Source organism: Micromonospora sp. NPDC048835 (genome assembly GCF_040649995.1).
Classification (GTDB): domain Bacteria; phylum Actinomycetota; class Actinomycetes; order Mycobacteriales; family Micromonosporaceae; genus Micromonospora.
Genome location: NZ_JBEZGM010000006.1, coordinates 174,272 through 197,396, shown reverse-complemented (window position 1 = coordinate 197,396; position 23,125 = coordinate 174,272). Strand labels below are relative to the sequence as shown.

Below are 23,125 nucleotides of genomic sequence, written 5' to 3'. Positions count from 1 at the left end.
CGAGGAGGACCCGATGACGCATGGCGTCTCTGTCACCGACGATCACCGTCGTGAGCCGCGCGGCGGGCACCCCGCCGCGCCCCGACCCGGCCGCGCTGCCGCCCCCCGACCCGGCCGCACCGACGCGCCGGCATCCGCACGCTCCCGCGCCGTTCACCGCTGAGTTCCACACCGCGCCACCCGTCGCCGCCGGCCCCCGTCGGTGAGCCGCCCGGGTCGCGGTGCCCGCTGAACCCCGCGCCCATCCCACGTCGCCGGTTCGCTCCCGCGAACGCGTCGACGTCACTCCCCGGAGCCTGCCGTGCGCATCCTGTTGCTCTCCACCGCCGACACCGACCTGCTCGCCGCCCGTGCCAGCGGCGCCGACTACCGGTTGGCCAACCCCGCCCGGGTCACCACCGACGAGGTCCCCGCCCTGCTCGACGGGGTCGCCCTCGTCGTCGTACGCCTGCTCGGCGGTCGGCAGGCGTGGCCGGACGGCCTCGCCGCGGTGCTCGCCACCGGCGTACCGACGGTCGTGCTCGGCGGCGAGGCACTACCCGACGCGGAGCTGATGGCCATCTCCACGGTGCCGTCCGGGGTCGTCACCCAGGCGCTCGCGTACCTGGTCGAGGGTGGTCCGGACAACCTCGGGCAGCTGGCCCGGTTCCTCTCCGACACGGTGCTGCTCACCGGCGAGGGGTTCGCCCCGCCCGCGCCCACCCCGGCGTACGGCGTGCACGGTGACCACCCCGCCGACCCGGACCGGCCCACCGTGGGAATCGTCTTCTACCGGGCGCACGCGCTCGCCGGCAACACCGGTTTCGTCGACGTGCTCGCGGACGCGGTCCGCCAGGCCGGCGGCAACCCGCTGCCGATCTTCTGCGGCTCACTGCGCGGGCTGACCGCGGGCGCCGGCCCGCTCGGGCTCTTCGCCCGCTGCGACGCGCTGCTGGTCACCGTGCTCGCCGCCGGCGGCGCGGTCGCCGCCGACGCCTCCGGCGGCGGCGATGAGGACGCCTGGGACGTCGGCGCCCTGGCCGCCCTGGACGTGCCGGTCATCCAGGCGCTCTGCCTCACCAGCACCCGCGCGCAGTGGGCCGACAGCGACGCCGGACTCTCCCCGTTGGACGCCGCCATGCAGGTGGCCATCCCCGAGTTCGACGGCCGGATCGTCACCGTGCCGTTCTCGTTCAAGCAGATCGACGCCGACGGCCTCTCGGTCTACGCGGCCGACTCCGAGCGGGCCGCCCGGGTCGCCGGGATCGCGGTGCGCCACGCCCGGCTGCGGTACGTGCCGCACGCCGACAAGCGGGTCGCCCTGGTGCTCAGCTCGTACCCCACCAAGCACTCCCGGGTCGGCAACGCCGTCGGGTTGGACACCCCGGCGTCGGCGGTCCGGCTGTTCGCCGCGTTGGCCGAGGCCGGCTACGACCTGGGTGACGCGCCGCCGCCCGCCGACGGCGACGCGCTGATCCACGCGTTGATCGCCGCCGGTGGTCACGACGTGGAGTGGCTCACCCCGGAGCAGTTGGCCGCCGCCGAGGCCCGGATACCGGGGCCGACGTACCAGCGGTGGTTCGACCAGGTGCCGGCCGAGCTGCGCGAGCGGATGCGGGAGCACTGGGGTGAGCCGCCGGGCGAGCTGTACACCGAGGGCGGCGACATCGTGCTCGCCGGACTGCGCTTCGGCAACGTGGTGCTGCTGATCCAGCCGCCGCGCGGCTTCGGGGAGAACCCGATCGCCATCTACCACGACCCGGACCTGCCGCCGAGTCACCACTACCTGGCCGCGTACCGCTGGCTGACCGCGCCGGTCGCGGACGGCGGCTTCGGCGCGGACGCGGTGGTGCACCTGGGCAAACACGGCACCCTGGAGTGGCTGCCCGGCAAGGGCCTCGGCCTGGCCGCCGACTGCGCGCCCGACGCGGTCCTCGGCGACCTGCCGCTGGTGTACCCGTTCATCGTCAACGACCCCGGCGAGGGCACCCAGGCCAAGCGGCGGGCGCACGCCGTGGTCGTCGACCACCTGGTGCCGCCGATGGCCCGCGCCGAAACCTACGGCGACCTGGCCAAACTGGAGCAACTGCTCGACGAGTACGCGACCGTGCAGGCCCTCGACCCGGCCAAGGTGCCCACCGTACGGGCGCAGATCTGGGACCTGGTGCGCGCCGCCGAGCTGCACCACGACCTGCACGCCGAGGCGATGCCCGACGCGGACGACTTCGACGACTTCGTGCTGCACCTCGACGGGTACCTCTGCGAGGTCAAGGACGTGCAGATCCGCGACGGGCTGCACATCCTCGCCGACGCGCCCACCGGTGAGCCGCGGGTCAACCTGGTCCTCGCGGTGCTGCGCGCCCCGCAGATCTGGGGCGGCGCCCAGGCCCTGCCCGGGCTGCGCCAGGCCCTCGCCGCCGCGTACTCCCTCGACGAGCAGGAACTGCTCGCGGCCCCCGGACAACGACTGGCGCTGCCCTCGGCGCTTACCGACGTGGCGGACGGCCCGGCCGGCACCGCCGCCGACGCGATCGACCTCATCGAGTCCCTCGCGCGTCGGCTGGTCCTCGGCATGGAGACGCTCGGCTGGGACGCCGACAGCGTCGACGCGGTGGTCGAGGAGGTCACCGGGCAGCCGATCCCGGACGTCGCCGCGGTGCTGCGCTTCGCCGCCACCGAGCTGGTGCCCCGACTGGACCGGACCACCGACGAGCTGACCAATACCCTCGGGGCGCTGGACGGCAGGTTCGTGCCGCCCGGCCCGTCCGGCTCACCGACCCGGGGCCTGGTCAACGTGCTGCCCACCGGCCGCAACTTCTACTCCGTCGACCCGAAGGCCATCCCCAGCCGCAACGCCTGGGATGTCGGGGTGGCCCTCGCCGACTCGCTGCTGGCCCGGCACCTCGCCGACACCGGCGCGTACCCCCGCTCGGTGGGGTTGACCGTGTGGGGCACCAGCGCCATGCGCACCCAGGGCGACGACATCGCCGAGGTGCTCGCGCTGCTGGGCTGCCGGCCGGTCTGGGACGACAGGTCCCGGCGGGTCACCGGCGTCGAGGTGGTGCCGACCGCCGAGCTGGGTCGGCCGCGCGTCGACGTCACGGTGCGTATCTCCGGCTTCTTCCGTGACGCGTTCCCGCACGTCGTGGCGTTGCTCGACGACGCCGTCCGGCGGGTCGCCGCCCTGGACGAGCCGGACCAGGAGAACTACCTGCGGGCGCACGTGCGGGCCGACCTCGCCGAGCACGGCGACGAGCGGCGGGCCACCGCCCGGATCTTCGGTTCCAAGCCCGGGGCGTACGGCGCCGGTCTGCTGCCCCTGATCGACGCCCGTACCTGGCGCAGCGACGCCGACCTGGCCGAGGTGTACGCGGTGTGGGGCGGCTACGCCTACGGCCGGGGCCTGGACGGTCGGGAGGCACGCGCCGACATGGAGCGTTCGTTCGCCCGGATCGCGGTGGCGGTGAAGAACCAGGACACCCGCGAGCACGACATCGTCGACTCCGACGACTACTTCCAGTACCACGGCGGGATGGTGGCGATGGTCCGTCACCTCACCGGCACGTCACCGGCGGCGTACGTGGGTGACTCGGCGATGCCGCACGACGTGCGTACCCGCACCCTGGGTGAGGAGACCCGGCGGGTGTTCCGGGCCCGGGTGGTCAACCCGAAGTGGATCGCCGCGATGCGCCGGCACGGCTACAAGGGCGCGTTCGAGCTGGCGGCGACGGTGGACTACCTGTTCGGCTACGACGCCACCGCCGGTGTGGTCGACGACTGGATGTACGAGCACCTGGCTGCCGCGTACCTCTTCGACGACACCACCCGGGAGTTCCTGGAGCAGTCCAACCCGTGGGCGCTGCGCGGCATCACCGAGCGGCTGTTGGAGGCCGCCGACCGGGGCCTGTGGGCCAAGCCCGAGCCGGCCACCCTGGACCGGCTCCGCGACACGTACCTGGCCAGCGAGGGCGACCTGGAGGACCGGGCATGACCACCACCGCGACGACGACCTATCCGTTCAGTGCGGTCCTCGGCATGGATGACATGCGGTTGGCGTTGCTGCTCAACGCGGTCTCCCCGGCGATCGGCGGGGTCCTCGTCCGCGGCGAGAAGGGGACCGCCAAGTCCACCGCCGTCCGGGCCCTCGCCGCGCTGCTGCCCCCGGTGCGCCGGGTCGCCGGCTGCCGGTTCGGCTGCGACCCGGACGAGCCCGACCCGGCCTGCCCGGACGGTCCGCACCCGGCCGACGCCGATGCCGAGACCCGGCCGGCGCGCCTCGTCGAGCTGCCGGTCGGCGCCGCCGAGGACCGGGTGGTCGGTGCGCTGGACCTGGAGAAGGCGATCGGTGAGGGGGTACGCGCCTTCGAGCCGGGCCTGCTCGCCGCCGCGCACCGGGGCGTGCTCTACGTCGACGAGGTGAATCTGCTGCACGACCACCTCGTCGACCTGCTGCTCGACGCGGCGGCGATGGGTCGTAGCCACGTCGAGCGGGAGGGCGTCTCGGTCAGCCACGCGGCCCGGTTCCTGCTTGTCGGCACGATGAACCCGGAGGAGGGGGAGCTGCGCCCGCAGTTGCTCGACCGGTTCGGGCTCACTGTCGAGGTGAACGCCAGCCGGGACCCGGAGATCCGGGTCGAGGTGGTCCGTCGCCGGCTGGCCGCCGACGCCGACCCGGTCGGCTTCGCCGCCCGCTGGGCCGACGCCGACGCCCAGATCGCCGCCCAGGTGGCCGCCGCCCGGCACCGGCTCCCCGGGGTACGACTACCGGACGCCGCGTTGCGGCAGATCGCCGAGGTGTGCGCGGCGTTCGACGTGGACGGGATGCGCGCCGACATCGTCACCGCCCGCACCGCCCTCGCCCACGCCGCCTGGCACGGTCGGGACCGGGTCACGATCGACGATGTCCGGGTGGCTGCCCGGCTGGCCCTGCCGCACCGCCGCCGCCGTGACCCGTTCGACACCCCGGGGCTTGACGAGAAGCGCCTCGACGAGGCGTTGCAGCGCGCCCAGGACGCCCACCCCGACGACCCGGATGACAGTGGCCCCGACGGTGGTGGCCCCAACGACAGTGGTCCCGACGGCGGTGGCCCGCAGGGAGGCGGCCCGGCCGGCCCGGACGGCGCGGCTGGCGGCAGCGGTTTCCCCGGCGGTGACGACGCCGCCCAGGGTGCGCCCGAGCCGACCGGAGCGCCGTCGGCGCGGGACGGCGCCGGCCCGGACGGTCGCACCGACGGCCCGGACGCCCGTCGGGGTGGTGCCCCGGAGTCGACGGCCGGTACCGACCCGGCCCGGGGCGGGGAGTCCCAGCCGGTGGCCGTACCCCGGGGTGGGTTGAAGGCGCGGGTGCTCACCGCGCCCGGCCTGGGTGACGGGGTGCCGGGCCGGCGGTCGCGGGCCCGCACCGGGCGGGGCCGCACCACCGGTGCCCGGGTGCCGGCGGGTCGGGTCGGTGCGCTGCACCTGCCGGCCACGATCCGTGCCGCCGCGCCGCACCAGGCGGCCCGGGGCCGGCTCACCGGTCCACTGCTCCTGCGCCGCGACGACCTGCGCGAGGCGGTTCGCGAGGGGCGCGAGGGCAACCTGGTGCTCTTCGTGGTGGACGCGAGCGGTTCGATGGGTGCCCGGCAGCGGATGGTCACGGTGAAGGACGCGGTGCTCGCCCTGCTCACCGATGCCTACCAGCGGCGGGACAAGGTCGCGGTGGTCGCGTTCCGGGGCGCCGGCGCCCGGACCCTGCTGCCGGCGACGTCGTCGGTGTTGGCCGCCTCCACCCGGCTGGCCGAGTTGCCGACCGGTGGGCGCACGCCGCTGGCCGAGGGGCTGCTCGCCGCCGCGGACCTGTTGCGGGTGGAGCGCCTGCGTGACCCGAAGCGCCGCCCCCTGGTCCTCGTCGTCACCGACGGAAGGGCGACGGCGGGCACCCGCCCGCTCGACCGGGCGGCGGCAGCGGCGGCGGTCCTGGCGGCCACCGGCGCCGCGTGCGTCGTCGTCGACTGCGAAACCGGCCCGGTCCGCCTCAACCTGGCCGCCCGCCTGGCCACCCAACTCAACGCCCCGAAAACCCCCCTGGAATCCCTCACCCACCCCCACCCTCACTCTCACCCCCGCGATCTTGCAGTTCCTGTCGCGGCATAAGGAACGAAGCACGCATATGACCAACAGAAACTGCAAGATCGCGGAAGCGGCGGGCGCGGAAGCGGCGGGCGCGGGACGGGGGACGGGCTGATGCCGCAGGGACGACCGAGTTCGGTGCCCGCTGACGGGTTGACGACCCGGCAGCGGCGGCACCGGCCGCTGTTGATGGTCCACACCGGACAGATGAAGGGGAAGTCGACGGCGGCCTTCGGGCTGGCGTTGCGGGCCTGGACGGCCGGTCTGCCGGTCGGGGTGTTCCAGTTCGTCAAGAGCGCCAAGTGGCGGGTGGGCGAGGAGAACGCCTTCCGGGCGCTCGGCGAGGTGCACGAGCGCACCGGGCAGGGCGCGCCGGTGGCCTGGCACAAAATGGGCGAGGGCTGGTCCTGGATCCAGCGCGGCGGCGACGCCGACCATGCCGCCGACGCCCTGGAGGGCTGGCGGCAGATCCAGCGTGACCTGGCCGCCGAGCGCTACGGGATGTACGTGCTGGACGAGTTCACCTACCCGATGAAGTGGGGCTGGGTGGACGTCGACGAGGTGGTCGCCACGCTGGCCGACCGCCCCGGCTTCCAACACGTCGTGATCACCGGTCGGGACGCCGACCCGCGCCTGGTCGCCGCCGCCGACCTGGTGGCCGAGCTGACCAAGGTCAAGCACCCGATGGACGCCGGCCAGAAGGGCCAGAAGGGCATCGAGTGGTGAGCGCGCACCTGGCGCTGCCCCGGGTGGTGGTCGCCGCACCGGCGAGTGGCCACGGCAAGACGACGGTGGCCACCGGGCTGCTCGCCGCGCTGCGCCGACGGGGCCTGACGGTCAGCCCGCACAAGGTCGGCCCGGACTACATCGACCCCGGCTACCACGCCCTCGCCGCCGGGCGACCCGGGCGCAACCTCGACCCGTTCCTGGTCGGTGCCGACCGGATCGCCCCCCTGCTGCGGCACGGGGCGAGCGTCCCCACGCCCGCCGACATCGCGGTGGTCGAGGGCGTCATGGGCCTGCACGACGGCGCGGTGGGCCGCCGCGACTTCGCCTCCACCGCGCACGTCGCCCGGCTGATCGAGGCGCCGGTGCTGCTGGTGCTGGACACCACCGCGCAGGGCCGCTCGGCCGCCGCGCTCACCCTCGGCATGGCCGCGTTCGACCCGGCGGTAGGCATCGGCGGGGTGATCCTCAACCGGGTCGGCTCGCCCCGGCACGAGACGCTGCTGCGCGACGCCCTCGCCGAGGTGGGCGTACCGGTGCTCGGGGCGGTCACCCGCGCCGCCGAGGTCGCCGCGCCGGCCCGACACCTCGGGCTGGTCCCGGTCGCCGAGCGGGCACCCGAATCCGTCGCCATCGTCACCGCGCTGGCCGAACTGGTCGAGGCCACCGTGGACCTCGACGCGGTGCTCGACCTGGCCCGGACCGCCCCGCCGCTGACCGCCCCGGCGTGGGACCCGGTCGCCGCCGTCGGCGGTCCGGCCGGCGTCGAGCGACCACGGGTCGCGCTCGCCGGTGGTCCGGCCTTCACCTTCTCGTACGCGGAGACCGCCGAACTGCTCACCGCTGCCGGCGCGGACGTCGTCACCGTCGACCCGCTGCGCGACCCGGCACTGCCCGCCGGCACCCGCGCGGTGGTGATCGGCGGCGGCTTCCCCGAGGCGTACGCCCAGGCGCTCGCCGACAACACCACGCTCCGCGCCGAGCTGGCCGACTTCGACGGGCCGATGGTGGCCGAGTGCGCGGGGCTGCTCTACCTCGGGCGGGCCCTGGACGGCGTGCCGATGTGCGGTCGACTGGACCTGACCGCCCGGATGACCGACCGGCTCACCCTCGGCTACCGGGAGGCCCTGGCCGTCACCGACTCCCCGGTGGCCCGTGCCGGCGAGCCGGTACGCGGCCACGAGTTCCACCGCACCACCACCGACCCGGGGCACGGCGACGCGCCGGCGTGGCGCTGGAACGACACCGCGCACGGCTTCGTCGCCGGCCGGGTGCACGCGTCCTACCTGCACACCCACTGGGCCGGTCACCCGGGCGCGGCCCGCCGGCTGGTCGAGGCGTGCCGGTGAGCGCCGACGCCACGCTCACCGGGGTCGGCGTCGGCCCGGGCGACCCGGAACTGCTCACCGTCAAGGCGGTGCGTGTCCTGCGCGAGGCCGACGTGGTCTTCGTACCCGTGATGGCGGACCGGGACGATCCCACGGCGACCGCCGGTCGGACGCCGCCGGGTGCGGACGCCGGGCGGGCCGAGGCGACGGTACGCGAGCACGTCGCGGTGGACCGGCTGCGCCGGCTGCCGTTCGCGCTCGACGACCGGGGTGGGGTGACCGCGCGCCGGGCGGCGGCCTGGGACGACGCCGCCCGGGTGGTGGTCGAGGCGATCGAGGCGGGCGCGCGGTCGCTCGCGTTCGCGACGATCGGCGACCCCAACGTCTACTCCACCTTCGGCTACCTGGCGCAGAGCGTTCGCGCGCTACGCCCGGCGGTACGGGTGACCACAGTGCCCGGCATCACCGCCATGCAGGAGCTGGCGGCCCGCAGCGGCACCCCGCTCTGTGAGGGACGCGAGCCGTTGACCCTGCTGCCGGCCACCGCTGGCCTGGCGCTCTTCGCCGACGCGCTCGCCGGGCCGGGCACCGTGGTCGTCTACAAGGGCTGGCGGCGGCACCCGGAGCTGCTCGCCGAGCTGCGCCGGCAGGGCCGGCTCACCGACGCGGTCCTCGGACGCGGCCTCGGGCTGCCCGGCGAACGCGTCGGGCCGGTCGACGACACCACTGACGACCTGCCGTACCTGTCGACGCTGCTGGTCCCGGCCCGCCGCGCGCACCGAGGAGGAAAACTGTGACAAGCGACGGCACGGTGTGGTTCGTCGGCGCCGGCCCGGGGGCGGCGGACCTGCTGACCCTGCGGGCCGCCCGGGTCATCGCCGAGGCGGACATCGTGATCTGGGCGGCCAGCCTGGTGCACGCCGACGTGCTCGACCACGCCCGTCCCGACGCGGAGATCATCGACTCGTCGCAGTTGCCCATCGAGGGTGTGCTGCCGCTCTACCAGCGCGCCGCCGAGCAGGGCCTGACCGTGGCCCGGATCCACTCCGGGGACCCGGCGCTGTGGGGCGCCGTGCAGGAGCAGCTGGACCTGTGCCGGGCGCTCGGCCTGGCCGTCGAGATCGTGCCCGGGGTGTCGTCGTTCACCGCCGTCGCGGCGATCATCGGGCGGGAGCTGACCGTGCCCGAGGTGGCCCAGTCGGTGATCCTCACCCGCCTCGAAGGCGGCAAGACCCCGATGCCGCCCGGCGAGCGGGTCCGCGACTTCGCCCGGCACGGCACCACCATGGCGCTGTTCCTCTCCGCCGCCCGCTCCGGGCAGGTGCAGGCCGAGCTGCTGGCCGGCGGCTACACCGAGGACACCCCGGCCGTGGTGGCCTACCAGGCGACCTGGCCCGACGAGCTGGTGGTGCGCTGCACCGTCGGCACGCTGGAGGCGACGGTCAAGCAGCACAAGCTGTGGAAGCACACCCTCTTCCTGGTCGGCCCGGCCCTGGCCGCCGAGGGCACCCGCTCGCACCTCTACCACCCCGGGCACTTCCACACCTTCCGCCGGGCCGAGCCGGCCGCCCGCGCCGAGCTGCGCCGCCAGGCCAGCACCCGCACCGGGGGGACCGCCACACCGGGGCACACACCATGACGTACGCCGAGCCGCCGCTGCGCGAGCCGGACCTGCCGCGTACCGCGAAGGTCCGGCCCACCGCGTTGCGGACCGGCTGGACCACCGGCGCGTGCGCGACGGCGGCGGCCAAGGCCGCGGTCACCGCCCTGGTCACCGGGGTCTCCCAGCAGGAGGTGGAGATCGGCCTGCCCGCCGGGCAGCGGGTGCGGTTCCCGGTCGAACGCTGCGAGGTGGCCGGCAGCCCACCGGCCCGCGCCGAGGCGGTGGTGGTCAAGGACGCCGGGGACGACCCGGACGTCACCCACGGCGCGGAGCTGACCGCCACCGTGAACTGGACCGACGCCCCGGGCCTGCGGCTCGCCGGCGGTGCGGGCGTCGGCACGGTCACCAAACCCGGGCTCGGGCTCGCGGTCGGCGGCCCGGCCATCAACGACACCCCCCGCCGGATGATCGGCGAGGCGGTGGCCGAGGTGGTCGACCTCAGCGAGGTCGGTGTCCGGGTGGTGATCAGTGTGCCCCGGGGCGAGATCATGGCCCGCAAGACCACCAACCGTCGGCTCGGCATCCTCGGCGGCATCTCGATCCTCGGCACCACCGGGATCGTCCGGCCCTTCTCCACCGCGTCGTGGCGGGCAAGCGTCGTGCAGGCGGTGCACGTGATGGCCGCCCAGGGCGAGCGGACCGTGGTGCTCTGCACCGGCGGGCGTACCGAGCGGGCCGCCCGCGCGCTCCTGCCCGACCTGCCCGAGGTCTGCTTCGTCGAGGTCGGCGACTTCACCGGGGCGGCCGTTACCGCCGCCGTGGGTGACGGGATGACAGGTGTCGTCTTCGTCGGCATGGCCGGCAAGCTCGCCAAACTCGCCGCCGGCATCCTGATGACGCACTACACCCGCTCCAAGGTGGACCTCTCCCTGCTCGGGGAGGTGACCGCCGGGGCCGGCGGAGACCCGTCGCTCGTCGCCGCCGTGACCGAGGCGAACACCGGCCGGCACGCGTACGAGCTGTGGGAGGCCGCCGGCCTGCTCGCCCCGGCCGGCGACCTGCTCTGCGAGCGGGTCCAGTCGGTGCTGCGGCGCTTCGCCGGGCCCACGGTCACCGTGGACGTGGCGATGGTCGACTTCGCCGGCGCACACGTGGTCGCCTCGTCCGGCCGGTGGTCCCGGTGACCCGGGCCGAGCCGGTGCCCCCGGCGACCCGGGCCGAGCCGGTGACCCCGGTCGGCGTGACCGTGGTGGGCCTGGACGCGGCCGGCGCGCCGCCGCACCCCGCGCTCGCCCCGGTGCTCGCCGCCGCCGGGCTGGTGGTCGGGGCCGCCCGGCACCTGGCCGCGGTGCCCGTACCGGCCGGCGCGGACACCATCACCCTCGGGCCGCTCGCCCCCGCCCTGCGCCGCCTCGCCGAGGCTGTCGACGCCGGAGTGCCGACCGTGGTGCTGGCCAGCGGCGACCCCGGCCTGTTCGGCATCGTCCGGCGGCTGCGCGCGGCCGGCCTGCCGGTGCGGGTGGTGCCGGCGGTGTCGAGTGTGGCCGCCGCGTTCGCCCGCGCCGGGCTGCCCTGGGACGGCGCGGCGGTGGTCAGCGCGCACGGGCGCGACCCCCGAGCCGCGGTGAACGCCTGTCGGGCGCTGCCGCTCGTCGCCGTGCTCACCGCGCCCGGTGCCGGCGCGGCCGAGCTGGGTGCCGCCCTGGTCGGCTGGTCCCGCCGCCTGCTGGTCGCCGAGCACCTGGGCACCGCCGCCGAACGGGTCCGCGCGGTGACGCCCGAGCAGGCCGCCGCCGGGACCTGGGCCGACCCGCACGTCCTGCTCAGCCTCGCCTACGCGCCCGCCGACGCCGCGCCCGCCTCGCCTGATCGGGGCACGGCCGGTGGGATGCGCGTCGACAACCAGCCCGCCGCCGCGCCGGCCGGCGGGTGGGCTCTGCCGGAGACCCGGTACGCCCACCGCGACTCCATGATCACGAAGTCGGAGGTGCGCGCCCTCGTCGTCGCCCGGCTGCGCCCCCGCCTGGGTCGTCTGGTCTGGGACGTCGGGGCGGGCAGCGGGTCGGTGGGCATCGAGTGCGCGCTGCTCGGCGCGGCCGTGCTCGCCGTCGAACAGGACCCCGGGGCCGCCGCGACCATCCGGGCCAACGCCACCGCGCACGCGGTCACCGTCCGGCTCGTCGTCGGGCGGGCACCACACGCGCTGACCGACCTCCCCGACCCCGACGCGGTCTTCGTCGGCGGTGGCGGTGTCGACGTCCTCGCCGCCGTGGTGGCCCGCCAACCCGGACGGGTGGTGCTCACCCTGGCCGCCCTGGACCGGGTCGCACCTGCCGTGGCCCTCCTGCGTGCCGCCGGATACACGGTCGAGGGCAGCCAACTCTCCGCCGCCCGCCTCGCCGACCTGCCCGGTGGGTCGATCCGCCTCGCGGCCACCAACCCGGTGGTCGTCCTCACCGGGGAGCGCCCGTGACACACCAGAACCCGCCCGCCCGGATCGGCCTGGTGGCGGCCACCGCCGCCGGCCGCCGGCACGCCGACACCCTGGCCGCCGCGTGGCCGCACGCCCGGCTGGTCGAGGGGGAGACCGTCGCCGACGCGCTGCGGGTCGCCTGGGCCGGGTGTGACGCGGTGATCGCGTTCCTGGCCACCGGGGCGGTGGTGCGGATCGTCGCGCCGCTGCTCGACGACAAACGCACCGACCCGGCCGTGGTGGTCGTCGACGAGGCAGCCCGGCACGCCGTGGCACTCCTGGGTGGACACGCCGGCGGGGCCAACGCCCTCGCCGAGCAGGTCGCCGCCCTGCTGGACGCCCGGCCGGTGATCACCACCGCCACCGACGCGGTCGACCTGCCGGGCCTGGACACCCTCGGCTGGCCCGTCCAGGGCGCGGTCGCCGCGGTGTCCCGGGCCATTCTGGACGGCGAGCCGGTCCAGCTCGTCGCCGACGCCGGCTGGCCGCTGCCCGCCCTGCCCCCGAACGTCCGCGCCGCCGACGAGGCCACCACCGACGACGGGTACCAACTGCTCGTCACCGACCGGGTCGTGCCACTCGACGAGCGGACCGCCGTGCTGCGGCCGCCGTCGCTCGTCGCCGGGGTGGGCGGGAGTCGGGGCGTACCCGCCGCCGAGGTGTCGGAGCTGCTGCACCGGGTGCTGGCCGAGGCCGGCCTCGACCCGGCGAGCCTGCGCTGCCTGGCCAGCGCCGACATCAAGGCCGACGAGGAGGGCATCCGCAGCACCGCCGACGCGCTCCGCGTACCCCTGGTGACCTGGCCGGCGACGCGGCTCGCGGCGGTCGACGTGCCGCACCCCAGCGAGGTGGTCCGCGCCGCGGTCGGCACGCCGAGCGTGGCGGAGGCCGCGGCGCTGCTCGGCCCGGACGGCCGGACCGGCGACGCGACGCTGCTGGTCGGCAAGACCGCGACGGCGATGGCCACCGTGGCGGTGGCCCGGCACGCGCCACGCGGTCGGCTCGCCGTCGTCGGCCTCGGGCCGGGCGCCGCCGACCTGCGCACCCCACGTGCGGTGGCCGAGCTGCGTCGCGCCGCCGTGGTGGTCGGCCTCGACCAGTACCTGGACCAGGTCCGCGACGTGCTCCGCCCGGGGACCCGGGTGCTCTCCAGCGGGCTGGGCGCGGAGGAGGCGCGGGCGCGCGCCGCCGTCGCCGAGGCCACCGCCGGCCGGGCGGTCGCCCTGATCGGCTCCGGCGACGCCGGGGTGTACGCGATGGCCAGCCCCGCCCTGGAGTACGCCGACGAGCGGATCGACGTGGTGGGCGTGCCAGGCGTCACCGCCGCCCTCGCGGCCGGGGCGCTGCTCGGCGCTCCGCTCGGCCACGACCACGCCTACGTGAGCCTGTCCGACCTGCACACCCCGTGGGAGGTCATCGAGCGGCGGGTGACCGCCGCCGCCGAGGGTGACTTCGTGGCGCTGTTCTACAACCCGCGCAGCCGGGCCCGCGACTGGCAGCTCGGCAAGGCGCTCGGCATCCTCGCCGGGCACCGCCCACCGGACACCCCGGTGGGCGTGGTGCGCAACGCCAGCCGCCCCGGCGAGCGGGTCCACCTCGCCACCCTGGCCACGCTCGACCCGGCCATCGTCGACATGTACAGCGTCGTGGTGGTCGGCAACAGCGACACCCGGCTGGTCGGCGGCCGGATGGTCACACCCCGGGGGTACCGGTGGCGTTCGTGACGATCGACGCCTGCCAGGGCTGCGGCGCCTGCCTGCTCACCTGCCCCACCCACGCGATCCGACCGGTCGCCGGTGGCCTCACGGTCCGCGCCGACCGCTGCACCGGCTGCCTGGAGTGCCTGGAGATCTGCCCGGTCGACGCGATCCGCGTCGTCGAGCCCGCCCCCTGTGAAGGAGCCCGATGAGCCGGGTGGTGCACCCCATCGAGGTCGAGTCGTACCGCATCCTGCGCGAGCGCGTCGACCTGTCGCACCTGCCGCCGCTGAGCCGAGCGGTGACCGAGCGGGTCGTGCACGCCAGCGCCGACCTCGCGTACGTCGACGAGCTGGTCTGCGACGAGACCGCCCTGGAGTCGGGGCTGGCCGCGCTGCGCGCCGGGGCGCCGGTGGTCACCGATGTGGCGATGGTCGCCGCCGGTATCACCCGGGCCGGCCTGGAACTGGTCTGCCCGGTCGCCGAACCCGCCGCGGCCGAACTGGGCCGCTCGGCCGGCATCACCCGTTCGGCGGCGGCCGTGCGGATCGCCCTGACCCGGGTCGGTCCCGGTGCGGTCTGGGTGGTCGGCTGCGCGCCCACCGCGCTCGTCGAACTGCTCACGGTGGACGCCGCACCGGCGCTCGTCGTCGGCCTGCCGGTCGGCTTCGTGGGTGCCGCCGAGTCGAAGGCGGCGCTGCGGGCCAGCGGCCTGCCCGCCGTGTCAAACGTGGGGGAGAAGGGTGGCTCGGCCGTCGCCGCCGCCGCCCTCAACGCCCTGCTCTACGTCGAGGAGAAGTCATGACCGGGTTGGTCATCGTCGGGCACGGCACGCGCAGCGCGGCCGGGGTCGACCAGTTCGCCGCTCTCGTCGAGCGGGTCCGCCGTCGCGGTGACACCGGCGACGTCGAGGGCGGCTTCATCGAGCTGTCCCGTCCACCGCTCACCGACGCCGTCGGCGCGCTCGTCGGGCGTGGGCACCGGGCGCTCGTGGCGCTGCCGCTGGTGCTCACCGGCGCCGGCCACGGCAAGGGCGACATCCCCGCGGCGATGGCTCGGGAGCAGCAGCGCCACCCCGGGCTGATCTACCGCTACGGCCGCCCGCTCGGCCCGCACCCGCTGCTGCACACCGCCCTCGAGGAGCGCATCGACGCCGCCCTGGCCGGTGCCGACCGGGCCGGCACGGAGTCGGCGGGTGCCGACCACGGCGGCACGGAGTCGGCGGGTGCCGACCGGGCCGGCACGTGGGTGGCGTTGATCGGGCGGGGGTCCACCGACCCGGACGCCAACGCCGAGGTCGCCAAGGTCGCCCGACTGCTCTGGGAGGGGCGCGGCTACGCCGGCGTGGAGCCCGGGTTCATCTCCCTGGCGCAACCGTCGGTGCCGGCCGTGCTGGAGCGGCTGCGCCGCCTCGGCGCCCGGCGGATCGTCGTCGCGCCGTACTTCCTGTTCGCCGGCGTGCTGCCGGACCGGATCGTCGCCCAGTCGGCGGAGTTCGCCGCCGCCCACCCCGACCTGGACGTCCGCGTCGCCGAGGTGATCGGGGACTGCGACGCCCTCGCCGACCTCGTGCGCGAGCGGTACGCCGAGGCGCTCGGCGGCGACATCCGGATGAACTGCGACACCTGCGCGTACCGGGTGCTGATGCCCGGCTTCGCCGACAAGGTGGGTCGCCCGCAACGCCCGCACGACCACCCCGACGACCCGGTCGGCCACCACCACGGGCACGACCACCATCACGACCACGGGCACGCACACCACGACCACGGCTCGGTCGCGGTCGTCGGTGGAGGGCCGGGGCCCGACGACCTGATCACGGTACGCGCGAAGGCGCTCCTCGACGCGGCGGACGTGGTGGTCGTCGACCGGCTCGCCCCGCAGGGGCTGCTCGCCGGGCTGCGCCCGGAGGTGCTGGTGGTCGACGCCGCGAAGGTGCCCCGTGGCCCGTCGATGGCCCAGGAGGCGATCAACGCGGCTCTGGTGTCGCACGCGAAGGCCGGTCGCCGGGTGGTCCGGCTCAAGGGCGGCGACCCGTACGTCTTCGGGCGCGGCCACGAGGAGGTGCAGGCGTGTGTGGCGGCGGGGGTGCCGGTGACGGTGGTGCCCGGGGTGAGCAGTGCGCTCGCCGCACCGGCACTCGCCGGCGTGCCGGTCACCCACCGGGGGGTGGCGCACGACGTCACCGTCGTGTCCGGGCACCTGCCGCCCGGGCACCCGGACTCGCTCGTGGACTGGGCGGCGCTGGCGCGGGCCCGGGGCACCGTCGTGCTGCTGATGGCCGTCGACACCATCGCCAAGATCGCGACCGTGTTGATCGAGCACGGCCGGGCCCCGGAGAGTCAGGTGCTCGCCGTGCAGGACGCCGGGCTGCCCGACCAGCGAGCGGTGCCCGCCCGGCTGGACGAGATCGGTGCCGTGGCAGCCCGGGAGGGCGTCGGCCCGCCCGCCGTCTTCGTCCTCGGCCCGGTGGTCGCCCTCACCACCACCGGGCCGACGGGGTGACGGCTACTCGCTGCGGGCGGTCTCCGGCCCGGTGATGCGTTCCAGCAGCGGCAGGGTGGAGGCGATGACGCCGAGGCAGGCGGCCAACCCGACCACGACGATGACGTAGAAGCCCGGCTGCGGCGCGACGAGGGTGTAGTCCATCTGCGCCCGCAGGAACAGGTGGGCGGCGAGCAGGCCCATGCCGATGGCGACGGCGGCGACGGCGAGCATCGGTACGGCGCTCTCCAACGCCACCACCCGGCGCAGGACCCGCACCGGCGCGCCGCTGAGGCGCAGCAGGCTGAACGGGCGGCGGCGTTCGGTGAGACCGCCGATCACGCTGACCGCGAGGCTGCACCCGCCGAGCGCGAGGCTGGCGATGACGATGACGTTCGCCAGTTGCTCCCAGCCGCGCAGCGTGTCGGCGAAGTCCGCCTCGAAGTCACCGGGCACGTTCGGGCCCACCCAGAATGTCGGGAAGGCGACCTCCAGCAGGGTGCGGACGCGCTCGACGGCGGCGGCGGAGCCGTCGGTGCCGACGACCATCGCCAAGACGGGTAGCCGCTCAAGTTCGGCGAGGGTGAACGACGCGGCCGGCCAGACCGTCGCCGGCGACGCCGACTCCCGCCAGCGGCTGAGGCCGAGCGGCACCTCGATGACGCTCGCGCCGTCGGCGCACCGGCCGTACGCGCTGGGCAGGTCGGTGCACGCGATCACCCCGACCTCGCCGCCGTCCATGGGGTCAGGGTTCTCGCGGATGGCGGTCGCGGACCGCACCCCGTTGATCGCCCGCAGCTCGGCGAAGAGCGGGTCGGGCACCGACGGCACCTTCTCGTCGAAGACGGTGGTCACCGTGCCCGCGTCGGTCGAGCCGACCGGTGCCGGGCCGCGGTTGGCGACGATCGTGGTGATCACGCCGACGGCGACGCTCGTCACGAAGAGCGCCAGCATGATGCCGCTGATCGCCCGGAAGCCGGCTTTCGGGTTGTCGGCCAGGCGGCGCGCGGCGATGAGCGTGGCCGGGCGGTTGGCGTACCGGGCCATCACCCGGGCGCCGACCATCGTCAACCAGGGGCCGGCGAAGACCAGGCCGACCATGATGAGCAGCAGTCCGGGTAGGAACACCGCCGCCTGGCCGTCGGACGTTTCCGGTTTGAAGCCGATGGCGAAGAACAGCACGGCGACGCCGAGCAGGGCCGGGATCAACCGCCACGCGCGCGGTGCCCGTGGGGTGACCCGGCGGGTGACGCCAAGCGGTGAGATCCGTACCCGGCGCAGCGAGACCTGGGCCGCCAGCGCCGCGCCGGCCGGGACGCCGAGCGCCACCAGCAGGGCGTCCAGCACGCCCAGGGACATGTCGTCGGGGAAGAAGGGCATGCCGGTGAACGGGATGCCCGCGAGCGGGTCGCGCAGGGCGTAGAACAGGGCGAAGCCGACGGCGGTGCCGGCCACGGCGGCGGCGGCCGCCTCCACCGCGGCGACAGTCGAGATCTGCCGAGGTGTCGCGCCGACCAGACGCATCGCGGCGAAGCGCTGCTCGCGACGGGCGGCGCTGAGCCGGGTGGCGGTGCCGATGAAGATCAGCACCGGGAAGAGCAGCCCGCCGGCGACCACGCCCAGGATGAGGTTCACCGCGGTCTCCGGGAGGGCGGGGGTGTCGCCGACGCTGGTGACCTGCTTCGCGGCGGGCAGTTTGGCGACCTGGTCGGGGGCGCCGCCCGCGATGACGAGCAGGGTGTCCGGCGAGGTCAGCGCGGCCGGGCCGACGGTGCCGAGGCTCCGCCCCGGGTAGCGGGCACCCAGTTGGTCGGCCGGGTGGTCGGCCAGCAGGTCCCGCAACGCGGGCGAGGCGTAGTACTCACCCGGCCCCGGAACGGCCGGGACACCGACCGGGGTGGGCGCGCTCGGACCGGTCGCGGCGACGTCGATCCGGATGATCTGCCTGCCCTGGAAGTAGTCCTGCCGGGTCGACCACCAAAGCGGGTCGGCGTCGCCGGTCGAGGCGTTGGGATACATCGACGCGTACCGGGTGAGCTGCGCGTTCGTGGCGTTGACCCCGGCCAGGGTGGTCAGCAGCAGCCCGCTGCCGACCGCGACGGCGGCGGCGATGACGAGCAGGCGGGTGAGCGCCTCCCGGCCGCCGGCCACGGCGAGACGGAGCCCGAAGCGGATCATGAGGCGACCCGGTCCGGCGCGTTGACCCGCCCGTCGCGGACCATGACCTCGCGGTCGGCGTACGCGGCGATCCTGGGCTCGTGGGTGACCAGGATGACAGTGGTGCCCTGCTCCCGGGCGGCGCCGACGAGCAGGTCCATCACCTGCTCGCCGGTGAGCGAGTCGAGTGCGCCGGTCGGCTCGTCGGCGAAGAGCACCTGCGGCTCGGCGACCAGGCCGCGGGCCAGGGCCACGCGTTGCGCCTGCCCGCCGGAGAGCTCACCCGAGCGGCGCTGCTGCAGGCCGTCCAGGCCGAGCCGCGCGAACCAGCCGTGCGCCCTCGACAGCGCCTGCTTGCGGGGTACGCCGCTGAGCAGCAGCGGCAGCGCGACGTTCTCCACCGCGGTGAGTTCGGGGACGAGCTGACCGAACTGGAACACGAAACCGAACCGGTCCCGGCGCAGGCTGCTGCGCTCGGTCTCGGCCATGGCGTGCACCCGGGCCCCGTCGAAGAGGATCTCGCCGGAGTCGGGCACCAGGATGCCGGCCAGGCAGTGCAACAGGGTGGACTTGCCCGAGCCGCTGGGGCCCATGACGGCGAGGACCTCGCCCGCCTCCACGGCGACGCTGGCACCGCGCAGGGCGGGGGTCTGGCCGAAGGAGAACTCGACGTCACGCGCTTCGATCACGACACTCACGGCCGTACCTCTTTCCGCAGGGCGTCCAGTCGGGCGCCGGTCATCTCGATCCACCGGAGGTCCGCCTCCAGGTGGTAGAGGCCGTGGTCGGCGAGGAGCGCGTCGACCAGGCTGCCGGCGCGCTTGATCTCGGTCAGCTCCCGCATGCGGTGCAGGTGCGCGCTGCGCTGGGTGTCGAGGTACTCGGCGGCCGGACGGTCCAGCATCAGCGCGAGCACGACCTTGGCGAAGAGCACCGTCTGCAGGTGCGGCTCCGGGTCGACCGGCTGGGTCAGCCACTGCTCGACCTCGGTCGCCCCGACGTCGGTGATGACGTAGCGCTTGCGGTCCGGGCCGGAGCCGGGGGCGACGTCGCTGATCACCACCTTGCCGTCGCGGGCCAGTCGGCTGAGGGTGGAGTAGACCTGGCCGAACGGCAGTGGCTTGCCGCGGCCGAAGAAGGCGTCGTAGTCGCGCTTCAGGTCGTAACCGTGGCTGGGCTCTCGTTCGAGGAGGCCGAGAAGGGTCAGTGGCACGCTCATACCCGGCACACTACACCGAGGGTATACCTCGCGTATATACCCTCGGTGTGTTGACGGGTGTCGCCTGGTCCAGGCGTTGTCGTCGATGAAGTCGGTGCGGTGCTGCCGGCGCGGGCCAGCCGCGCAGGGCGCGGGCCAGGGTCAGCGGCGCAGGGCGCGGGCCAGCGTCAGCCGTTCAGGGCGCGGGCCAGGGCGTAACCGGCGGTTGCCGCGGCGAGCCCGGCGGCCACGCTGCCCAGCACGTTGGCCAGCGCGAGCAGCCGGTGGCCACCCTTGGCCAGCCGCAGCGTCTCGTAACTGAAGGTGGAGTAGGTGGTCAACGCGCCGCAGAACCCGGTGCCGAGCAACGCGCTGACCGCCGGGCCGGCCGGCCAGCCGACCAGGGCGCCGAGCAGCAGCGACCCGGCCACGTTGACGAGCAGCGTGCCCCAGGGGAAGGCCGAGCCGTGCCGGGACTGCACGGCCCGGTCGGTGAGGTAGCGCAGCGGTGCGCCGAGCGCCGCGCCCAGGGCGATGAGCAGGGCGGTCATCGGGTCACCCGGCGCAGCAGCCCGGCGGCGGCGGCGTCACCCACCCCGACCGCGACGAGCGCCCCGAGCAGCGTCGCGGCGAGGTACGCGACCGCGGTGCCAGGTGCGCCCACGACGAGCGCCTGTTGGATGTCGACGGCGTAGGTGGAGAAGGTGGTGAACCCGCCGAGCACCCCGACCCCGAGGAACGGGCGAGCCAGTGGGTGCCCGCCGTGCAGGTGCCCGAGCACCGCCATCAGCACGCCGATCAGCAGGCACCCGGACGTGTTGATGGTGAACGTGGCCCACGGAAAGCCGGCCGGTGGGTGCGGAACGGCGTGTTGCAGGCCGGCCCGGGCCAGCGCGCCGAGCACCCCGCCGGCCGCGATCGTCGCGAGGGTCGTCCCGGGACGGGTGGTCAGCTCGCGCCGGTCGGCGGGGACGCTCAGGTCGACGTCGGGGTCGGTACGCGGCTCGAACGGCTCTGGCACGGCTCCTCAGCGTAGTGCCGGCGACGGGAGTGTCCGCGCGGGCCGGACGGTGACGGCCTCCGGGGGCGCGCTGCCGGCGTCAACGGTTGATGCCGACAGTGGCGTCAGGCGCTGCCGCCGGCGTCAGCGCACTGCCGCGACGGCGGCGTCGGGGCCGCCTCGCCAGACCGTGCCGACCTCGCTGAAGCCGGCCGCGGTGAGTGCGGCCAGGTGCCAGGAGACCGGCGGGGTCCACTCGGGGCTGTGCCCGGTCGGGTAGATCGCCTGCCGCTGCGCCACCAGTGGGGCGAGCGTCGGGTCGGTGCCGGCCCGCTGCCACCAGTCCGACCAGGACAGCACCGAGCCGGCGGCGTACCGGGCGTTGCGCCGGTCCCGGGCCCGGTCCGCCAGCCGCTTGGTCAGCTCCGGCAGGGCGTCGTCGGGCATGCGGTCGGCGTTGACGAGGACGCCGCCGGGTCGCAGCACCTCGCGCAGCTCGGCGTAGAGCTGCCCGAGCCGGTCGGCCGGCAGCCAGTGCAGGGCGGTGGCGGTGAGCACGGCGTCGTACTCCTGGTGGGGGAGCGTGGCGCGCCACTCGGGGGTGCCGAGGTCGGCCGTGACGATGGTGGCCCGGTCGGGCAGCGAGGCGGCGGCGATGGCGAGCAGTGCCGGGTCCAGGTCGACAACTGTCATCTCGGCGGCGGGGAAGCGGGCGAGGGTCCGCAGCGAGATGGTGCCCGTGCCGCCGGCCAGGTCGAGCACGCGCGGTGGCCGCCCGTCGAGGACCGCGTCGACGGTGTCCAGCATGGCGGTGAACCGGTGTTCCCGGTCCGGCATGAACGCTTCCTGCTGGCGGTCCCAGCTCTCCTGCCAGGCCCAGGGATCCGCAATGTAAGGACTCATGACATGCAGGCTAGTTACGGCACACGCGCGTTGTCCAGAGCTTGTTGCACATCTTTTGCAATTGCGGGAAGATGGCAGGGCGATGATCGAAGCGACGCCGGGCCGGGCCTCCGCCCGTCCCGGCGTCGTCGTCGGAGCCGGTCAGGCCGCGGTCCCCGTCAAGGTCGCGTCGGCCCGCGCCGGCTCGTCGCGACGGGCCAGCCGCAGTGCACCGAGGAGTACGCCGAGGCCGGCGAGGGTGAGCGCGGCGCCGGCCCAGATCGGCGAGGTGTAGCCGAGCCCGGCGGCGATGGTCACCCCACCGATCCAGGCACCCAGCGCGTTGCCGAGGTTGAACGCCGCGATGTTCGCCCCGGACGCCAGGGTCGGCGCCTGGTGGGCGTACCGCATGATCCGCATCTGCAGTGGCGGCACGGTGGCGAACCCGAAGCCGCCCATCAGCACCAGCGCGACGATTGTCAGCACCGGGTTCGTGGCGGTCAGCGCGAACCCGACCAGCACCACGGTGAGCACCGCCAGGACGATGACAAGGGTGCGCGACAGTGACCGGTCGGCTGCCCGGCCGCCGAGCAGGTTGCCCGCGAAGAGCCCCACCCCGAAGAGGACGAGCAGCCACGGCACGGTGCCGCTGGCGAAGCCGCTGACCTCGGTGAGCGTGAAGGCGATGTAGGTGAACGCGCCGAACATCCCGCCGAAACCCAGGACGGTGATCACCAGGGAGAGCCAGACCTGCCTGTGGGTGAAGGCCCGCAACTCGCCGCGCAGCCCGCCGGCCGGGCGGTCGGCGTTGGCGGTGTCCCCCGCCGGGACGAGCAGGGCCAGCCCGACCAGTGCCACCACCCCGATGGCGGTGATCGCCCAGAACGTCGACCGCCAGCCGAAGTGCTGTCCGAGGAAGGTGCCGAAGGGTACGCCGAGCACGTTCGCGATGGTCAGGCCGGCGAACATCGTGGCGATGGCGCCCGCCCGGCGGGCCGGTGCGACCAGGCCGGCGGCGACCACGGCGCCGATGCCGAAGAACGCGCCGTGGCAGAGCGCGGCGACGATCCGGCCGGCCATCATCACGGCGTAGTCACCAGCGACGGCGGAGAGCAGGTTGCCGATGATGAAGAGCACCATGAGGCCGAGCAGCACCGGCTTGCGCGGTAGTCGGGTGACCGCCGCGGTGAGGAGCACCCCGCCGACGGCCACGCTGAGCGCGTAACCGGAGATCAACCAGCCGGCCACCGGCTCGGTGACCGCGAAGTCGGCGGCCACCTCAGGTAGCAGACCCATGATCACGAACTCGGTGAGCCCGATGCCGAAGGCGCCGATGGCCAGCGCGATCAGGCCGGGTGGCAGGGACGGGTGGCGTACGGACATGGTCTTCCCATCGGGGAGGGGGCAGATATGCGGCGCGTGCAACTACACGCGCCGGCAACGAAAATACTTGCACGCGCTTTATATCCGCGCAAGCGTGATAGTCTGGG

20 protein-coding genes are annotated in these 23,125 nt (G+C 75.0%); 13 read left to right on the top strand and 7 right to left on the bottom strand.

All coding sequences use genetic code 11. The annotated features are described in order from the left end of the window. Positions 1–20: 20 nt before the first annotated feature. The 13 genes from AB0C15_RS10195 to cobA all read left to right on the top strand — a co-directional run bounded on the left by AB0C15_RS10195 (position 21) and on the right by cobA (position 16,419). The gene (locus tag AB0C15_RS10195) at positions 21–206 is read left to right on the top strand and encodes a hypothetical protein (protein ID WP_357350691.1); all 186 of its coding nucleotides are present in this window, start codon (positions 21–23) and stop codon (positions 204–206) included. A gap of 95 nt (positions 207–301) precedes the next feature. Further along, a complete protein-coding gene (cobN, locus tag AB0C15_RS10190; RefSeq protein ID WP_357350689.1) occupies positions 302–3,970 on the top strand; it encodes a cobaltochelatase subunit CobN in 3,669 nt (1,222 codons plus the stop codon). After that, entirely contained in the window at positions 3,967–6,114 is a 2,148-nt protein-coding gene (locus AB0C15_RS10185; protein ID WP_357350687.1) for a putative cobaltochelatase, read from the top strand. Before cobN ends, AB0C15_RS10185 begins: the two co-directional genes overlap by 4 nt. A 90-nt stretch (positions 6,115–6,204) precedes the next feature. Further along, positions 6,205–6,816: a cob(I)yrinic acid a,c-diamide adenosyltransferase gene (cobO, locus tag AB0C15_RS10180; protein WP_357350685.1), complete on the top strand. Its 612-nt coding sequence runs from the start codon at positions 6,205–6,207 to the stop codon at positions 6,814–6,816. After that, the gene (locus tag AB0C15_RS10175; RefSeq protein ID WP_357350683.1) at positions 6,810–8,165 is read left to right on the top strand and encodes a cobyrinate a,c-diamide synthase; all 1,356 of its coding nucleotides are present in this window, start codon (positions 6,810–6,812) and stop codon (positions 8,163–8,165) included. Before cobO ends, AB0C15_RS10175 begins: the two co-directional genes overlap by 7 nt. Beyond that, positions 8,162–8,941, top strand: a complete 780-nt coding sequence (cobI, locus tag AB0C15_RS10170) for a precorrin-2 C(20)-methyltransferase (protein ID WP_357350681.1) — start codon at positions 8,162–8,164, stop codon at positions 8,939–8,941. The genes AB0C15_RS10175 and cobI overlap by 4 nt, the downstream gene beginning before the upstream one ends. Further along, entirely contained in the window at positions 8,938–9,783 is an 846-nt protein-coding gene (gene cobM / locus AB0C15_RS10165; protein WP_357350679.1) for a precorrin-4 C(11)-methyltransferase, read from the top strand. The genes cobI and cobM overlap by 4 nt, the downstream gene beginning before the upstream one ends. After that, the gene (locus tag AB0C15_RS10160; RefSeq protein ID WP_357350677.1) at positions 9,780–10,931 is read left to right on the top strand and encodes a cobalt-precorrin-5B (C(1))-methyltransferase; all 1,152 of its coding nucleotides are present in this window, start codon (positions 9,780–9,782) and stop codon (positions 10,929–10,931) included. The genes cobM and AB0C15_RS10160 overlap by 4 nt, the downstream gene beginning before the upstream one ends. Further along, positions 10,928–12,220 (top strand): precorrin-6y C5,15-methyltransferase (decarboxylating) subunit CbiE, encoded by a 1,293-nt coding sequence (gene cbiE / locus AB0C15_RS10155; RefSeq protein ID WP_357350675.1) that lies wholly within the window; start codon positions 10,928–10,930, stop codon positions 12,218–12,220. Before AB0C15_RS10160 ends, cbiE begins: the two co-directional genes overlap by 4 nt. Then, the gene (gene cobJ / locus AB0C15_RS10150; protein ID WP_357350673.1) at positions 12,217–13,944 is read left to right on the top strand and encodes a precorrin-3B C(17)-methyltransferase; all 1,728 of its coding nucleotides are present in this window, start codon (positions 12,217–12,219) and stop codon (positions 13,942–13,944) included. The genes cbiE and cobJ overlap by 4 nt, the downstream gene beginning before the upstream one ends. Further along, positions 13,932–14,129, top strand: coding sequence for a 4Fe-4S binding protein (locus tag AB0C15_RS10145; protein ID WP_357350671.1), 198 nt, complete (start codon positions 13,932–13,934; stop codon positions 14,127–14,129). Before cobJ ends, AB0C15_RS10145 begins: the two co-directional genes overlap by 13 nt. After that, complete coding sequence (locus AB0C15_RS10140) at positions 14,126–14,722, top strand: precorrin-8X methylmutase (RefSeq protein ID WP_357350669.1); 597 nt, start codon at positions 14,126–14,128, stop codon at positions 14,720–14,722. The genes AB0C15_RS10145 and AB0C15_RS10140 overlap by 4 nt, the downstream gene beginning before the upstream one ends. Next, positions 14,719–16,419, top strand: a complete 1,701-nt coding sequence (gene cobA / locus AB0C15_RS10135) for a uroporphyrinogen-III C-methyltransferase (protein WP_357350667.1) — start codon at positions 14,719–14,721, stop codon at positions 16,417–16,419. The genes AB0C15_RS10140 and cobA overlap by 4 nt, the downstream gene beginning before the upstream one ends. Positions 16,420–16,422: 3 nt before the next feature. Here the strand turns inward: cobA and AB0C15_RS10130 are convergent, their stop codons facing one another. The 7 genes from AB0C15_RS10130 to AB0C15_RS10100 form a co-directional block, all read right to left on the bottom strand. Further along, positions 16,423–18,576: an FtsX-like permease family protein gene (locus tag AB0C15_RS10130; protein ID WP_357350665.1), complete on the bottom strand. Its 2,154-nt coding sequence runs from the start codon at positions 18,574–18,576 to the stop codon at positions 16,423–16,425. Next, entirely contained in the window at positions 18,573–19,253 is a 681-nt protein-coding gene (locus AB0C15_RS10125) for an ABC transporter ATP-binding protein (protein ID WP_357350663.1), read from the bottom strand. Before AB0C15_RS10125 ends, AB0C15_RS10130 begins: the two co-directional genes overlap by 4 nt. Next, positions 19,250–19,774 carry a PadR family transcriptional regulator gene (locus tag AB0C15_RS10120; protein WP_124853978.1) on the bottom strand — a complete coding sequence of 175 codons (525 nt, stop codon included), beginning with the start codon at positions 19,772–19,774 and terminating at the stop codon, positions 19,250–19,252. Before AB0C15_RS10120 ends, AB0C15_RS10125 begins: the two co-directional genes overlap by 4 nt. A 167-nt stretch (positions 19,775–19,941) precedes the next feature. Continuing rightward, a complete protein-coding gene (crcB, locus tag AB0C15_RS10115) occupies positions 19,942–20,304 on the bottom strand; it encodes a fluoride efflux transporter CrcB (RefSeq protein ID WP_357350661.1) in 363 nt (120 codons plus the stop codon). After that, positions 20,301–20,774, bottom strand: a complete 474-nt coding sequence (locus AB0C15_RS10110) for a CrcB family protein (RefSeq protein WP_357350659.1) — start codon at positions 20,772–20,774, stop codon at positions 20,301–20,303. The genes crcB and AB0C15_RS10110 overlap by 4 nt, the downstream gene beginning before the upstream one ends. A 123-nt stretch (positions 20,775–20,897) precedes the next feature. Next, on the bottom strand, positions 20,898–21,656 hold the full coding sequence (locus AB0C15_RS10105; RefSeq protein WP_357350657.1) for a class I SAM-dependent methyltransferase: 759 nt from the start codon (positions 21,654–21,656) through the stop codon (positions 20,898–20,900). 141 nt (positions 21,657–21,797) lie between these two features. Next, a complete protein-coding gene (locus tag AB0C15_RS10100) occupies positions 21,798–23,018 on the bottom strand; it encodes an MFS transporter (protein WP_357350655.1) in 1,221 nt (406 codons plus the stop codon). Between the last annotated feature and the right edge of the window lie 107 nt (positions 23,019–23,125).